This is a genomic window from Marinomonas sp. 63XJN7_9_ISO-PGPR-S23-217 (genome assembly GCF_056173515.1).
The window spans coordinates 4478614-4494883 of the sequence record NZ_CM149678.1 but is presented as its reverse complement, the minus strand read 5'-3'; the positions used below and the strand labels follow the sequence as shown (position 1 = coordinate 4494883).

Sequence of the window (16270 nt, the reverse complement as noted above, 5' to 3'; positions counted from 1 at the left end):
GCAACCTCACCAATGAGTTTTAAAATATTTTATCTATTGGTGTTAAAATGTAAGGGTCTAAAAAGCCTTCCGGATAGTCGATGTGCATGATATGGCGCATGACTAATAAAAACACCACTAAGCAAAAAGAGATGATTAACGATTTAAGCCATGAGGCTTTTGCTAAATAGGATAAAAATAGCAATGAGAAAATAAATGTAGTGGAGATAAATCCTAAATAGTAGTATCCACAGGCGATGAAAAAGAAGCCAATAATATAGCAAGCCTCTAACCTTATATTAGTGGCCACTTTTTGATGCTTCACTTTATAGCGTTGAATCAGCAATGAGATGCAGGAGAAAAGTACAATCGCGATAGCAATCAGAGGAAATGCCTTGGTTAATGTGGACATGTCCCATATTTTAAATAAAGCATATGCCCCCGCGCTGGTAATGAAAAGAATCAGTATCAGATCGGTAACAGAGGTGACTGGTAACGCTTTTTCTGTGACTTGATCCTCGTCTTTTTGTGCTTTTCTTCTGCTTTTGAGAATAGGAGGAAGAACAAAGCCCAATAGGATCAACAAAGCAATAATAATTACGCCAGGACGTTCAAACCATGAGTAACCATAGAACTGAATACTTTGGAAAAAGTAATTTTCCGCACCAGATGACAGTACAAAACCAATTAAAAACGCTGGGCGTGGCCATCCTGCATCCTTCATTAAGACACCTATAGTCGCAATGACACCAAGGACGATGAAGTCGCCTAGGCTGCGAGTCGCTTGATAAGCGGCAAACAGAATAAGTGTTAAAATGATGGGAGCAAGTATTGAGAATTTAACGTAGGTCAGCAGTGAAATCGGGCGTGTAAAACAAATACAAAAAACCGCACCCAAAATGTTCGCTAAGGCTAAAGACCAAATGATGGTATATGTTAGGTCCAGATGAGTGGTAATCATTGAGACGCCTGGTTGTAAACCAAGCAATAACATACCGCCTAAAAATACCGCCGCTGACCCTGAGCCAGGTATGCCAAATAATAACGTTGGAATCATACTGCCAGAGGCACAGGCGTTATTGGCAGATTCAGGTGCGATAACCCCCCTGATATCACCTTTACCAAATTGTGAACTGTCTTTACTCGAATTCATGGCAAAGCTGTAAGTCATCCAATCGACAACGGAGCCGCCCAAGCCTGGAATGGCCCCAACAAGGCTACCAAAAATAGATGATTTACCAACGAGTGGAAGGTTCTGAAAAACGTCTTTTATCCCTTGTTTTAGGCCATGTCCTAATTTGTTGGGAGTGGACGCGATCGCTTTATTTTGCACGAGCAGGCTAATGATTTCTGGTAAGGCAAAAATGCCTAAACCGACAACAACCAAAGGAATGCCATCGTAAAGATAATCGATGCCAAGGGTAAATCTAAACTCGCCTGTAGCGGGGGCTGAACCAACAGAGCCAACCAGTAAGCCAAATCCACAAGCAGCCAAACCTTTAAAAATGTTGCCGCCAGATAGCGCCGCCACCACACTTAATCCCAATAGGGTCAGCATAAATAATTCGGCGGAAGAGAAAGACAGTACAATCGGTCGTGCAACTAGAATGAACACACTGAGAACGATAGCACCTACCACACCACCTATCATTGAGCACATGAAAGCAGCAGATAAAGCACGCGCTGCTTGGCCCTTTTTCGCTAGTGGAAAGCCATCCATGACCGTGGCTTGGGAAGAACTCGATCCAGGAATTCCCATTAAAACGGAGGTGAACGTATCGCCCGTAGGTATTACTGCAACCAGTCCCATTAGCATTCCTAAGCCAACAGATGGTTCCATTCCGTATATGAATGGTAACAGTAAGGACATACCAGCAATACCACCGAGTCCTGGAATAATACCTACCACAAGACCAACTAGGACCCCACCTAATAAGTAGATAAAGTGCGTAAAAGATAAGATTTGGTCTAAGGCACTAAGAAGCACGGTCATGAATAACTCCTAATGACAGCATTGGATTAGAGTGAATAATCAAATTTCTGTTTTAGCCATTTGGCTACCCAAGCGTAGAGCTCAGGAGAAATTTTGGTGGCTTCTTGAAGGTGTTTAGCGGCATTGATACCCACAATATTTTTGTAGGGGCCAATTTGCACTATAGAGTCTTTAATGAAGTCAGGATCTTTCAACATCTCTTTAATCCCTTTTTGATACGCCTGAATAATGTCGTTTGGTGTATTTGAGGGAATAAAAATCACTTTTTGGAAAGCAAAACCTGCCGCTAAGAACTTAGAGTAAGCGGTATATTCATTACCAGATGGCTTCTTGCCATATTTCTGGAAATAGACCTCTTGGAATGTGGGTAAATTTGGAAAAGCTGGATCGCGTACTATCTTTCCATCTTCGTTCATCACCCCTAATGAGAATAAAGGAATCGCTTTGTGGTTTTTAACCAAGTCTTCTACTGAGTTGAGATAAGCCGAAGTGGTCTGGAAGTCGATTTTTGCTTCACCACGTTCGAAAGCCAGACGGCCTGCGCCACGGCTCTTCATACCGAATACTGGTTTCACATCAAGACCAAGCATTTCAAAGGCCATTAGCACTGGCAGCTCAAGTCGAGTTGGACCTTGGGATCCAAAAGGAAGTGTGACGCCATTTAGTTTATCAATATCGGCAGCGGACTTAACGCCAAGGTTAGGCTGAACATAGACAACACCACCTGTTGGACTGGCCATTAATGGCATCCATTTATCGAAGTTGTAGCGGACGCGCTTGTCACCCAGCATGTACGGAAAAAGTGTTGATGCCGAGGTACCTAAAATATCGGAACCATCGCTTCTAGCACGTTGATAAAATAAGTTGGTACCCGTAATGGAGCCACCACCTGGTTGATTTTTAATAACAACTGTTGGGTGAGTGGGAATATACTTTGTCAAATAGGGAGCGATAAAGCGTGCCCAAACATCTGTACCACCACCAACACCAAAGGGTATGGTCCAATTAATGGTTGAGGGAATGTCTGCCGTCTCAGCTTTAACAGTCGTAGTTAGCAAACTACCAAAGATTAAAGTTGAGGCACATAAGAGCTTCAGGTGCTTTTTCATATTATTATCCTTTTTTGTTTTTATATAATTTTTATCTTAGTCGTTGAGATAGTTTAGTTTGCTAATCGAGATAAATGATGCCACTTAATATTCGTTTAGCAGTTCGAATGAGTGACACGCTTGCGATGACAGTCCTGTCTTCAGCGTTACGTGTGACACCCAGTTCTATTGTTCCTGAGGGATGTTCAAGAACAAAAGAAGAATCGTCGGTGCTATTATTGATCAGTTCTGATGCAATGGTACCGAGCGTACAACAGGCGGTTGTAATGGCGATGCTGCCTGTGACAGCTAACGCCTTATGACATTTATTTGGTACGAAATAGCGTGCTGAAATGGTGCCACCGTGCAAAGCGGGTGACAGCAAAATAGGTTTAGGGATTACGGAGTTAGATACATCGCCTAGGCCCATTAATCGACCAGCTTGTAGGCGAATATTCTCTAATCGGCTCATGAATTCCACATCATTATCAAACTCTGATGGGGATTCATAACCTGTCTTTTTAAGGTCTGCAGCTTTAATCAAAACCACGGGAGTGGCCGCATCGAGACAGGTAACGGGGACCGAGTCAATAATATCTATTTTGTTCCCTGTTGGTAGTAATTTGCCTGTTTTAGAGCCTTCAACGTCGATAAAGGTTAAATGAATAGGCTCCCCTGGCGAGTTAGTACCAGCGATAATGGTGTTTCCAGAATATTTAACTTTGCCATTAGGTGTTGATACTGTGGCATGTATAATCTTGCCAGTATTGACATTATGAATGCGTACGATTGTTTTATCGTTTGAGGCTGGGAATAGCCCTGTTTCGATCGCATAAGGTGCGACACCTGCTAGCATGTTTCCACAGTTTGGCGCGAAGTCTACTTTCTTCTCGAGTATGCCCACTTGAGCAAATAAATAATCCACATCCGCTTCTGGATGGGTTGAGGGGCCTACCATGGCGACCTTGCTTGTTAGGCTATTGCCCCCACCGATGCCATCTATCTGAAGTTCATGACCAGATCCCATTATTTTCAAAAGAACATCCGCACAGGCCTCTCTCTCTTTGGGTAGGTCAGAAATGTTCAGGTATGGGCCTCGAGAGGTGCCACCACGCATAATCATGCAGGATATGGTTTGTGACATTATAAAAAACCTTGTTGTTATTGGTACTGGCGCTAAGATCTCATAAGGTTAATTGGTGCATCAAATGCAAAAATAAGTTATAAATGATGCAAAATTGTTATCAGTGGTAAGATCATGCATCAAATAGAGTTCAAAGATTTGGTTATTTTTATTCGGATTGCGGAGACGGGAAACTTTCATGATGCAGCGGAATTAACCTTTCTTTCGCAGCCTGCATTAAGCCGAAGAATGCAAAAATTAGAGTCTTTGCTTGGGGCGCAATTGTTCGAAAGAACAACGAGAAAAACCTGGTTAACATCGGTCGGCAGAGAGTTTTTACCCAAGGCCAGAAGGATGGTGGAAGAGTTTGAAATGTCCATTTTGGGCATTAAAGACATGGCATCCCAGCAAAAAGGTAAGGTCATTATTGCGTGCATTCCAACTGCTGCGTTTTATTTTTTGCCCAGTGTTATTAATGTGTTTAACGAACGTTATCCTGGTATTCGTATTCAAATATTAGACGAGAGTGCCAATCAGGGGCTGGAATCCGTTATTCGAGGGGATGCCGATTTTGGCATCAACATGGCTATTGCACAGCACCCTGAGGTGGTTTTCACACCGCTTCTCGATGATCCTTTTGTGGTTTGTCTGAGGAAAGATCACCCATTGTGCGAGTTGGATGAAGTGTCTTGGGCTGATATGGAACCCTATAAATTAATCAGTGTTGGACGAGCCAGCGGTAATCGTATTTTATTGGATAAATCGTTAGCCAGAGATCAGGTGAAATTAAACAGTTTTTATGAGGTTCAACACCTTTCAACCTCATTGGGGTTAGTGGAAATGGGATTAGGCATCTCCATTGTACCGAAATTAGCCATGCCGTTGAGTTCGGCATCAACGCTGACTTTCAGGCCGCTCAAAGGGCAGAAAATTGATCGTTCAATTGGCTTGGTCAAGCGTAGTTCTACTTCCGTATCGCCTGCCGCCGAGCTATTTATCAATATACTGTTAGAACACTGGAAAGCCGTTGATCTTATTTAGAGATCACTACCCCCATTATGACGGCTCGTCATTATGGGGGGATTGTAAGTAAGGGAAGGAGCGTTTTTCATTAATCTCCTAAAACCAAGCCCTCACGTCTTGGGTCTGCTCCGCCGTAGAGCTTACCCGATTGGATTTCAATGCCTTGCGCCCCGGAATTCAAATCTTTTATGGCGACTTTATAGCCCATTTTCTCTAATGGCCCTTTTAGAGCTTCTGCTTTTGTGCCTTCCTCCAGTTCAAAAGTACCAAAACGATTGATGGCGTTGGGCAAAGAAATGGCTTGCTGAATGTTCATGCCCCATTCCAGATTCGCAATCAGCGTTTTAACGACATAACCAATGATGCTGGAGCCTCCTGGTGAGCCGATCAGCAAGTAAGGTTTATCCTCTTTCATAACGATGGTAGGCGACATGGAAGAGCGTGGGCGTTTACCAGGTTCTAATCGATTGGCGATTGGGTAACCATTTTCGTATGACTTAAAAGAGAAGTCTGTTAGCTCATTATTGAGTAAAAAGCCATCGACCATCAGCTTTGAGCCAAAGGCGCTTTCAATGGTGGTGGTGATAGAAACGGCGTTGCCATCTTTGTCGATAATGACAATATGACTGGTACTGGGAAATTCAATAGCGATATCGTCTGCCTGTTTGACTGGATGACGCCATTCAGGTTCTCCCGCTGCAACGTGATCAAGCGCTTTGCCAGGGGTGATAAGTTGGGCACGGGCCTTTAAATAGCTCGGGTCTAGTAGGCCCTGTGGCATAGGGACATAATCCGTATCGGCCATGTATCGACCTCGATCCGCAAACGCTAAACGTGACGCATCGCCTATAATTTGCCAAGCTTCGGGTGAGTTGGGATCCATCTTAGCGAGATTAAATTGTTCAGTGATGCCCATGATTTGTCCAACGGTTAAGCCGCCTGAGCTGGGTGGCCCCATGCCGCAAATATTGTATTGTTTATAGGGCAGACACACGGGCTTTCTTTGTTTGACTTGGTAGTTAGCCAAGTCCGCTTCGGACAGAACCCCTGGATTATCCACCACATGGTTGACCTGCCGAACGATGTCCTTGCCAATTTTCCCATGATAAAAAATATCAGGGCCATGCATGGCTAATTCACTTAAGGTTCTGGCATAGGCCAAATTTTTCAGGCGTTGTCCCGCTTGGATGGGGCTGTTATCCAAGTTGAAAAAGTACGCTTTGGTTTCTGGGTAGCGAGATAGATGCGCTTTGTTGCTTTCAACAGAGTGGGCGAGTCGAGGCGAAACAATAAAGCCATCGAGGGCTATTTTTTCTGCTGGTTTTAATAGGTCCGACCAAGGTTTTCGACCATAGCGTTTGTGCAATTCGGCCATCAATTTAATGGTACCAGGAGTCCCAACAGAGCGCCCTCCGACTACTGCATCATAGAATTTGAGCGGCTTGCCATTGTCGTCTTGAAACAGTTCTGGAGTGGCTTTCATGGGGGCGGTTTCGCGCCCATCAAAGGTGGTGAGCTGTTTGTTTTTGGCATCGTAGTAAACGGCGAAAGCGCCACCACCTAAACCAGAAGACTGAGGTTCTACAAGGCCCAATGTCATTTGCACGGCGACCAGTGCATCAATGGCAGAGCCTCCCGATTTGAGCACATCGTAACCCACTTGAGTGGCGATAGGGTTGGCGGTTGCTACCATCTCGTGTTGAGCTGTGACCAGTTTTTTTTCAGAGATGGCGCTTGTTTGCTCTGGAGCAACGGCATCGGTCACTTGACCAGAGGCAAAGAGGCTCTGACTAAGAAAGAGTGATGAAAGCAGTAACAATCGTTGCGGTGTCTGTCGTTTGTACATTTGGCTGTCCTTATGTATACAGTTGAGAGAGTGTTTTTTATCTGTTTGCCATTTATTTGTTGTTATTTGTAGATACACGTTTTTAAACCGTACTCAAATCAGAACAAATAATGCGGATAATAGAAAGACCATAAGCGCTCTTTTATGTTTCGTATATTTGATGAATATTGAGGCTAATGGGTAATGAATTGGACTTTTGACTGGACAGTCTTGTCAGATGGCAGATCATTTTGTTAACTATAACCTTGGTAAGACTGATTACTTGATAGAATGCATTATGTTGCAGGAGAGTCACTATGTACGTAGCAATGAACCGTTTTCGTATTGCAGTAGGACGTGAAGAAGAATTTATTAATATTTGGCGTAGCCGAGATACCCATTTAAAAGACGTGCCAGGCTTTGATTCATTTAATTTATTGCAAGGCGAAACCAATGAGGAGTTCACTTTGTTCGCTTCTCATACCATTTGGGAAAGCGAGCAGGCGTTCCGCGACTGGACTAAATCTGAGGCCTTTCGTAAGGCCCATGCGAATGCAACGTCATCTAGGGGCCTGTACCTTGGTCCACCAAAGTTTGAAGGCTTTTCAACCGTTCTTTAACAAAAGTTACTTGGTTGCGTGTGTCTGGGGGAGGGGATTAGTTGACCGCTATAGCATATGTCTAAGGAGTAGGTGGTTGCATTCCCTCTTAAGTAATTCGAGTATTATTAACGGTGCTTTTTGGTTTAGATCCAGTTTGCCACATCCCCTAAAATGATGTTATTAATTCACCGCTTTAATTTTTACGTACTGAAAAATAACGGTATTTATAACGATAGGGAAGTTTTACCATGCTAAAAAAGGGACTTTTTCTTGTGCTGCTATCAGGCATCATGTCATCGGCTTTATTGGCATCCGAACACGCTCATTGGAGCTATGAAGGTCAGCAAGGACCTGATCATTGGAGTGCCTTGTCGGGTGATTTTTCAATGTGTTCGCAAGGGAAAAATCAATCGCCTATTAATTTAACCAAGATGATTGAGGCTAAGTTGCCGCCTTTATCTTTTTCTTATGGTTATGGTGGTAAGGATGTGGTTAATAATGGTCATACGATTCAAGTAACCTATCAAAAGGGCAGTGTATTGACGCTGGCGGGCCATCACTATGAATTAAGGCAATTTCATTTTCATGCGCCGAGTGAAAATACCATAGAAGGCCACTCCTATCCGATGGAAGCGCATCTCGTTCACGCCGATAAAGAGGGCAATCTTGCGGTTGTTGCCGTAATGTTTAAGCAAGGAAAAGCCAATCCCACTTTGGAAAAAATTTGGCGTGAAATGCCAAAGAAAATGCTACAAGAAAAACACTTATCGCAAAGTGTGAACGCGATGGGGTTGTTACCCAAAGACAAAACCTATTATCGATTCAATGGCTCCTTGACGACGCCCCCTTGCTCTGAAGGCGTTACTTGGTTAGTCATGAAACATTATATAGCCGCATCCAAAGCTCAGATAGAGGCATTTGAACGTACCGTTGGCGTACCCAATAATCGTCCGGTACAGCCTATAAATGCACGGGTTATTCTAAAATAAAATTGGCTCAACGGAACATAAGATTACAAAATAAAAGGAATAAAGATAGCTATTCCTTTTATATGTCTATAGTATGCACTTTCCAGCTAGAAAGAAGTCTCTAATTATTAACTCTGATCTACGTAGTTTTATTCATAATTCTCGTCCTGAAAGTTTTTAAGTAACAGTCTATTTTTTGCATTTCCAGCCATCATATGTGGCTATTACTAATATATCAGGTGATTATTATGTCTACCCCTATTCAAGGTACTGTTAAGTGGTTCAATGAAACAAAAGGCTTTGGCTTTATCGAGCAAGAGTCTGGCCCAGATGTGTTCGCACATTTTAGCGCTATTGTCAGCTCAGGTTTCAAAACCTTGGCTGAAGGCCAAAAAGTAGAATTCATTGTGACGACTGGCCCTAAAGGCCCACAAGCAGAAAATATTACTGCGCTATAATATTTAGCGAATTTTATTTTAAAAAAGAGCAAGTCTTTTCAAGACTTGCTCTTTTTTTTTGTAAGGTTGAATTTGATTGAAAGGCGAAATGCATTTTACCTTTTATAAAAAATGCCACTCATATTTTTGGGTGGCATTTTTTATTGAACTGCTTGCTGTATTACATCGGTAAAGGAATATTGTTAACGCTGAGCTGTCCATCTTTAATGGATATCTCTGTTCTATACTGGTCTTTCTCTTTTTTGATCAAACCTTGTTGTACGAAATTCCCTATTATCATCTGTGCTTGTTGTTTGACTTGTGGTAATTGGACTGGCACTTGCGCTTGCTTGGCGACAAATTGTTGCGCTAGTTTATCGGCAAGTGGTGCATCAACCAGAATATTTGCTGTAGAAATGGTGTAATACTTCCAAAATTGTGGGTTAAATAAGTCCTCTACTTTAGGATCATTAATATCGGCAAGCTTACTGGTTAGGCTAGATTTAAAACTGCCTTCGGGCAAAGTACCACTAAAATCAGAAATATTGAATTCAGGCTTACTGGCTAAAAATGGCCCAAGATTGTCTTGTAAAACCGCAAGGGTTTTTTGGTTGGTAGGATCCATTCCGTCTGGAGTGTTATTAAGTTCTTTGTAGATTTTGGTTAAGACACCACTGTTTAAATTTTTGAGCTCTGTCACAAGCGAGAGATTGGTAACTTGAACCGAAGGGAGACTAAACGAGTCTGCGCCATAACTGATTTTTATGTCACCTAGCTGTGTTTTCTTATCCAGATTTGAGTAGGTGTTAATAGAGAGACCTTTTATTGCCATCTGCGATGCTACTTGGATGTCTCCGACTTTCAATGTCATATCGCTGTCACGTAAACCACCATTATTCAGGTCAACACTGGTATCCATTGCTAATTTAACGGAAAGGTCTTTTAACGACGCCGGTTGTTGGTCATCAATATTGATATTTTTTAGTGCACCTTGATAGTGAAAGGTGTTGTTTTTATTCTCGCCTGACCCAGAATACCCGCTAAATAACAGGGTTTTTGCCTTGTCGGTAAAGCTTGGAATGGCATCCGCCATGGTTAAATTACCTGTTAAACCACGGGTTATATTAAGCTGATATAAGGGCTTGTTATCATCCCAAACCAAGGTGTCGCGTGCTTTGTCGGCTGGAATGCTAGCCTGTGTTGAATACAGTCCGATAAGACTTTGTTTATTGAATAATAGCGGGCCATAGTGTGTATCGAGAATGATATTGGCTTTTATGGAGCCGATTGGACTATTAGGATCAATCGTTGACGGATCAACTTCCACTGAAATATTGGCCTTTGAGCCAAACCAGGAGTTATCCATTGATTCGATTTTAGCATGATAACCTGCCGATTGATTTAGGTAGGCAATAAAGCTTTCTAGCTGTTTCTGATATTGACCCGCAATAATTTTGGGAGAAATAAGACACACAGCGGCAAGCACAATAACGAGTATACCAAGTAGCTTTTTCACAAAGACTTCCTTTTCTAAATTAATGAGTTGATTGCCATTGTACAGAGAATCAGCAATTAAATGAATGCTAGTAGACTCCATCCTCCTTGTATTTTACAGTGTGTTCTTTGTACAACAGCTTACCTGTCGTACCATTTTTGTGGAGTGGTAACAAAATGAATCAAGCTATCACCCTTAGAGTTGAATTTGCGCGAAAATTGCTCTCTCGTCTGTGCGTTATGGATTACCATACGGCTCTTATTGGTGGCTCTGTCGCTAAAGGTTGGGCGGATGATTATTCAGATATTGAAATAGGTCTGTTTTATACAAGCTTACCTTCTCTTAGTGATAGACAGGAGATGGTAAAAAGGACGGCGGGCACCGATGCTACTTTTTCAAAGCCTGATGGGAATGGTTTGATAACCGACTATTTTTATGTTGATGGCTTAAAAGTCGATCTTTGGCATTGCTCGGAGGAAGTCATTGATGGTTTTATTCGTTGTATCGACACGGCTCCACTGACTAATGCCATTCAGGAAACCTTATGGGTTATTCAAAATGGAATGCTACTAAAAACTTCCTCGCAATTGATACAATGGCGCAATGATCTGCATTTTCCACTGAAAAAACGCCAAGAAGTGGTTGCTCTACATCTAGCGGCTATTACCTCACCAGATTTGAAATTATATGCCCATCGTCAAGACTTACCCATTTATTATGGTTTGATCTCAGGTATTCAAAAACGCATGGGGCTTTTGCTATTTGCCCTAAACGGTATGTTCTCTGTTGACTTTAAGAGCCTTGAACAGAGTTTAAAGGGGTTGCCTATTCAACCTGAAAACTGTTGGCAGCGCTTTGAGGCGATTTATAAAGCGCCTTTTTTAGAAGGCGCTGAAATGATGGAAAGTTTGATTGCCGATACAGTAGCTTTAATTCAACAGCATATGCCTGAAATGAGAGTGGAGAAAAAGCACGTTTTTGATAGGTATCGAAGACGACGTTGGGTCGGGCCTGTTTAAGTGGCTACTCAGACATTGCCAATGCCGCCATCCATCAATAACTCAGAGCCGAGCATATAAGCGGATTCGTCTGAGGCTAAAAACACGGCCGCTTTTGCCAGTTCGATTGCCGATCCCATGCGTTTTAAAGGAATAAGATTGCTTACCTCCGCTCGCAGAGCGTTCTCCTCTTCTTGTTCTAGACCAAATTTTTTAAAGGCATCGGTTTGTGTTGGACCTGGACTAAGGGCGTTAACTCTGATTCCTCGATCTTTTAATTCGCCGGATAATGTCCTGGCGAAAGAAATGAGTCCGGCTTTGCTGGCTGCGTAAACACTACTTTGTGGCAAACCTATTTGGGCGGAAACACTACCACAAAGAATAATGGAAGCAGACTCGGAGAGGTGTGGTAAAAGTGACTGGATAAGAAAAAACGGCCCCTTTAAATTGGTATTGAGAACGTGATCAAAGGTATTTTCATCCCATTTTTCTAGTGGTTGATGAGTGACATCACCTGCATTAATAAACACTATGTCTAATTGAGGGAAAGATACGCTGATCTGCTCAGCAAGACGCCTTTGTTCCGCGACAATACTCGCATCGCTTTTTAACACTAAGAGATGGTCAGCAAATTCTTCTTTTGCCGCTTTTAATCCGATGTCGCTACGGCCCGTAATAGCGACATGAGCGCCTTCTTGTAAAAACTGTCTGGCGGTTTCTAATCCTATTCCTGCGGTGCCACCCGTGATCAAAGCATGCTTACCTAATAGACGTTTCATATAAATACCACCTTGTTGTATTGGTTGAGTGGTCGCATTATCTGTATATTAGTATGTTTTTAATAGTAGGTACCAAATGGGTACTAAAGAGGAAAATATTAATGACCACATTGTTTACTCAGTCTACTGAATCTTGTCCTATGGTAGATTTTGTCAATCTTGTCTCAGGAAAATGGGCAATTCCGATTCTCTATCGTTTAATCGTGGTGGATGATGCGATTCGTTTTGGCGCACTGCAAAGAGCGGTAGCGCCTATCACACAGAAAGAACTCACCAAACAATTAAGAGCCTTTGAATCGATAGGTTTGGTGACACGAACCATGTACCCAGAAATGCCGCCACGAGTGGAATATCAAGTGACGGAGCTTGGTAAAACCTTAAAACCAACATTGGATTCATTGGCTCAGTGGATGAGAGAACATAGGGGGGAGCTAAGCGCGCCTCTACCTCTATGATGTGGTGGTGATTTTTTTATAAGAAAATTTTATATAAAGTGTTTGTTGTTATTTCATTATGCACTAAGGAAGAATTCATTGATTCCAAAATTACACTAATAGTGAAGAGAGGTTTTTGTGAATAAAACTATAACATATTGATTATTATGCAATAAATTTTCTTATTAGTAGTGATTTTGTGTTTTGTCAAATTCTATTAGATTGTTTCTGAAAAAGTACTAGATGGTCTTTGTTTCTTCTCTCCCTAATAATTGGCGCATTCCCAATTGCAGCCATCGGTTGCAAAAAACAAAAATAATATTACGTCCATCAGGACATTGAGTGGAGAAATGCAATGGATTTACTGGTATCCATATTCCCTATTGTTTTATTAATCTATGCAATGACAAAAAAGCATCCTGTCCCTTCCTATATTGCGTTACCCGCCACGGCGTTACTGGTCGGCATATTTCAGGTTTTTTATTTTCATGCGAATCAAACCCTTCTGTTAGCCAACGCAATCTCTGGCGTGTTATCGACTCTCACCCCGATTTCAATTATCGCGGGGGCGATATTGTTGAACCGAGTGATGGTATTGTCTGGTGCTGAGAATATCGTGCGTCATTGGTTAGAGAGCATCAGTACGAATGCCGTTGCTCAGCTGATGATTATTGGTTGGGCGTTTGCCTTTATGATTGAAGGCGCTTCGGGGTTTGGTACGCCTGCCGCGATTGCCGCGCCCATTTTGGTGGGATTAGGCTTTAACCCCATCAAAGTGATTTTGCTGACGCTAACCATGAACTCGGTACCGGTATCGTTCGGGGCTGTTGGCACGCCGACTTGGTTTGGTTTTGCACCGTTAAATTTAAAAGATGCGGAAATTTTAAGTATCTCTCAATATACCGCTCTTGTTCATACCATTGCGGCTTTTTTCATTCCGATTATTGCGTTGCGCTTTGTGGTGAGCTGGCAAGATATCCGTCGTAACATTATTTTTATCTTGTTGAGTGTGTTGTCCTGTACTTTACCTTATTTACTGATTGCCCAATGGAATTATGAATTCCCTTCGCTGCTAGGTGGTGTAATTGGCTTAGTCATCAGTGTGTTTCTGGCTCGTCATCATATTGGTTTGTCGAATGAGACGCGACATAACGAAAAGCGTAAAGGGGTAAGCGGTAAAGCTTTGGCGATCGCCATTAGCCCGATGATTCTCTTAGTGGGGATCTTGATTATTACTCGGATTAAGCAACTAGGCATAAAGCAGATTTTGACGGATATGACACCTTGGTTACACGGTAGCCTTGGTAGCACTCAAGTAAGTGTAACGGATTCGTTAGCCATTTCTCTGACGCACATTTTTGGAACCAGTGTGTCATGGGCTTATAAGACGCTCTATGTGCCAGCCTTGATTCCATTTTTAGTGGTTGTGCTTATTTCTATTCCGATCCTAAAAATGTCTAAAGGCCAAGTGTTTGAGGCGTTTTCGGATTGTCGACGTCGTATTCTGTGGCCGTCTATTTCGTTAATGGGGGCCCTAGTCATGGTGAAGTTCATGATGCTGGGTAAGTTAGATTCTCCTGTGCTGGTTATCGGCCACTCCTTTGCCGAATTAACTGGTGATAAATGGACCTATTTTGCTTCCTATCTAGGAGCACTAGGAGCCTTCTTCTCTGGTTCGGCCACCGTGTCTAACCTAACCTTTGGTGCCATTCAGCAAAGCATTGCAGTGAGCGTTGGCTTGCCACAAACACTGATTCTAGCTCTGCAATCGGTAGGTGGGGCGATGGGGAATATGGTTTGCTTGAATAACATCATTGCAGTATCGACCATATTGGGTATTAGCCATAAAGAAGGCTTTATTATGAAACGTACGGTGGTACCTATGGCGATCTACGGATTAATCGCAGCATTGGTTAGTGTGTTCTTATAAGGCTTATAATGCCGTAATTAAATTAAAAACAAATAGATAGAATCAATAAAAATGCCGCTCAAATGAGCGGCATTTCAGGTTACTGATAAACCCCAGTTTTTTGCTGGGGTTTTATTTTTCTGAGTCTTTTGCTCACATTCCTTCCTAAGTGACTCAAGATATCTCATTAGTTACTTAGAGCTCTTTGAGGCCTTTTATTAAGGCTCTGACTATCGATTTCGTCATTTTTTTGAACAAATAAAAGCCTCTAGCTAAGCATTAAGGCTATCTTTTTCATATTTTGGGCGGCTGCCGTTAATAGACATTGAGAAGCTACTTTATCTGTTCCTCGAAATCGTGCATATCGATAGCCATGCAGCTCTTTTGCGTCGGCAAAACTTCGTTCCACGGTTTCCTTTCGTCTGGCATAAATGACTTTGCCTAATGGGGTTAGCCGATGGGCATTGATGCGTTCTTTGCTATCTTCCCAAACATGACGCGTAATGGTTTTGACCGATTTTTTGTTTGTGGTGCAGCGGTGCTTTTCTGGGCAGTTCGCGCAGATCAGGCTATCTGAGTCGTAGTGACGGTAACCTTCTCGAGAAGTGGTTTTGTAAATGAGTTTTTCACCTTGCGGACAGAAGTAGACATCTTGTTCCCTGTCGTACTTGTATTCGCGTTTATAGAAGAAGCCTTTCTTGTGATTAGGACGACGATAGCCCATCACGGCATAGATATGTCGTTCTTCTAACCCATGACAAACTGCCGAGGTAAAGTACCCCGCATCGACTCCGACCGATGTGATGAAAAGCTTAAAGCGTTCTTTGATTCGGTCCAATCGCTCTAAATAAGGGACAGCATCGTGGACATTGCCTGCGGTGACGTGTACGTCAGTAATAATGTTGCAACGTGCATCAACCGTTCGGTGATCTAAGTAGAAGAACCCTTTGGGCTTAGTATCTCGTACCATATAGCCACTCTCTGGATCCGTCGTACTCTGCTTGATTTCACGACTCTCCACCTTGTTTTTTTCAGGTGGTAAAGGCTTTTTTCCATGAACGAGTCGATCCTCCTCAACGGCCTTATCGAGCTCATCCATATACGCCTGTCGGGACTGTTCAACCACTACTTTTTCAAAATGCTTTTTGTTCGCATTGGCTTTAAGGTGTGTGGAGTCCGTATAAAAGGTGTTTCCGCCAACTAACTTGTGTTTTATAGCCTGGAGTACGATCTCATCAAAGATCTTTTGATAGATATCGGATTCCTTAAAACGACGTGTGCGGTTTGCACTCAAAGTGGAAGCATCGGGAATTTTGTCAGTCAGGCCTAAACCTAAGAACCAACGATAAGCGACATTAACTTGAACCTCTCTAATCAACTGACGTTCACTACGAATACCAAAAAGGTAGCCAATAAATAGCAACTTAAACATGAGAGTAGGATCGAGAGCGGGACGACCGTTATCCGCGCAATAAAAATCCTTCACAAGATCATGTAGAAAGGAAAAATCAATAATTCGATCAATCTTGCGAAGCAAGTGATCACTGGGGACGAGCTCGTCGATGGAAACAAACTCTAAAGTAGACTGGGTTTGAGGGCGTTCTTTAAGCATGCCGT

General features: G+C 42.6%; 14 protein-coding genes. 7 read left to right on the top strand and 7 right to left on the bottom strand.

From position 1 onward, the window contains the following. Positions 1-19 precede the first annotated feature (19 nt). The 3 genes from AC0VYI_RS20970 to AC0VYI_RS20960 form a co-directional block, all read right to left on the bottom strand. On the bottom strand, positions 20-1972 hold the full coding sequence (locus AC0VYI_RS20970) for a tripartite tricarboxylate transporter permease (RefSeq protein ID WP_475445333.1): 1953 nt from the start codon (positions 1970-1972) through the stop codon (positions 20-22). Between the two features lie 26 nt (positions 1973-1998). Then, positions 1999-3081: a type 2 periplasmic-binding domain-containing protein gene (locus AC0VYI_RS20965; RefSeq protein WP_475445331.1), complete on the bottom strand. Its 1083-nt coding sequence runs from the start codon at positions 3079-3081 to the stop codon at positions 1999-2001. Between the two features lie 61 nt (positions 3082-3142). Next, positions 3143-4204 (bottom strand): 4-oxalomesaconate tautomerase, encoded by a 1062-nt coding sequence (locus AC0VYI_RS20960; RefSeq protein WP_199477547.1) that lies wholly within the window; start codon positions 4202-4204, stop codon positions 3143-3145. A 114-nt stretch (positions 4205-4318) separates the two neighbouring features. Between AC0VYI_RS20960 and AC0VYI_RS20955 the strand changes: the two genes are divergently transcribed. After that, positions 4319-5224: a LysR family transcriptional regulator gene (locus AC0VYI_RS20955; RefSeq protein ID WP_475445329.1), complete on the top strand. Its 906-nt coding sequence runs from the start codon at positions 4319-4321 to the stop codon at positions 5222-5224. Between the two features lie 70 nt (positions 5225-5294). On the opposite strand, the gene ggt is transcribed toward AC0VYI_RS20955, so the two are convergent. Next, a complete protein-coding gene (gene ggt / locus AC0VYI_RS20950; protein ID WP_475445327.1) occupies positions 5295-7052 on the bottom strand; it encodes a gamma-glutamyltransferase in 1758 nt (585 codons plus the stop codon). Between the two features lie 296 nt (positions 7053-7348). On the opposite strand from ggt, the gene hmuQ reads away from it, so the two are divergent. The 3 genes from hmuQ to AC0VYI_RS20935 all read left to right on the top strand — a co-directional run bounded on the left by hmuQ (position 7349) and on the right by AC0VYI_RS20935 (position 9059). Further along, positions 7349-7651, top strand: a complete 303-nt coding sequence (gene hmuQ / locus AC0VYI_RS20945; protein ID WP_475445325.1) for a heme-degrading protein HmuQ — start codon at positions 7349-7351, stop codon at positions 7649-7651. A gap of 230 nt (positions 7652-7881) precedes the next feature. Further along, complete coding sequence (locus AC0VYI_RS20940) at positions 7882-8622, top strand: carbonic anhydrase (protein WP_475445323.1); 741 nt, start codon at positions 7882-7884, stop codon at positions 8620-8622. Between the two features lie 227 nt (positions 8623-8849). Then, entirely contained in the window at positions 8850-9059 is a 210-nt protein-coding gene (locus AC0VYI_RS20935; protein WP_067013201.1) for a cold-shock protein, read from the top strand. Between the two features lie 160 nt (positions 9060-9219). On the opposite strand, the gene AC0VYI_RS20930 is transcribed toward AC0VYI_RS20935, so the two are convergent. Beyond that, entirely contained in the window at positions 9220-10554 is a 1335-nt protein-coding gene (locus AC0VYI_RS20930; RefSeq protein ID WP_475445322.1) for a YdgA family protein, read from the bottom strand. A gap of 155 nt (positions 10555-10709) precedes the next feature. On the opposite strand from AC0VYI_RS20930, the gene AC0VYI_RS20925 reads away from it, so the two are divergent. Beyond that, positions 10710-11552: a hypothetical protein gene (locus AC0VYI_RS20925; RefSeq protein WP_475445321.1), complete on the top strand. Its 843-nt coding sequence runs from the start codon at positions 10710-10712 to the stop codon at positions 11550-11552. Positions 11553-11560: 8 nt separating this feature from the next. On the opposite strand, the gene AC0VYI_RS20920 is transcribed toward AC0VYI_RS20925, so the two are convergent. Continuing rightward, the gene (locus AC0VYI_RS20920) at positions 11561-12310 is read right to left on the bottom strand and encodes an SDR family oxidoreductase (RefSeq protein ID WP_475445320.1); all 750 of its coding nucleotides are present in this window, start codon (positions 12308-12310) and stop codon (positions 11561-11563) included. Between the two features lie 101 nt (positions 12311-12411). On the opposite strand from AC0VYI_RS20920, the gene AC0VYI_RS20915 reads away from it, so the two are divergent. Both AC0VYI_RS20915 and AC0VYI_RS20910 read left to right on the top strand, forming a co-directional pair. Then, the gene (locus tag AC0VYI_RS20915; protein WP_475445319.1) at positions 12412-12765 is read left to right on the top strand and encodes a winged helix-turn-helix transcriptional regulator; all 354 of its coding nucleotides are present in this window, start codon (positions 12412-12414) and stop codon (positions 12763-12765) included. Between the two features lie 334 nt (positions 12766-13099). Then, positions 13100-14674, top strand: coding sequence for an L-lactate permease (locus AC0VYI_RS20910; RefSeq protein WP_475445318.1), 1575 nt, complete (start codon positions 13100-13102; stop codon positions 14672-14674). Between the two features lie 247 nt (positions 14675-14921). On the opposite strand, the gene AC0VYI_RS20905 is transcribed toward AC0VYI_RS20910, so the two are convergent. Then, the gene (locus AC0VYI_RS20905; protein ID WP_475443365.1) at positions 14922-16265 is read right to left on the bottom strand and encodes an IS1182 family transposase; all 1344 of its coding nucleotides are present in this window, start codon (positions 16263-16265) and stop codon (positions 14922-14924) included. Positions 16266-16270: the final 5 nt, after the last annotated feature.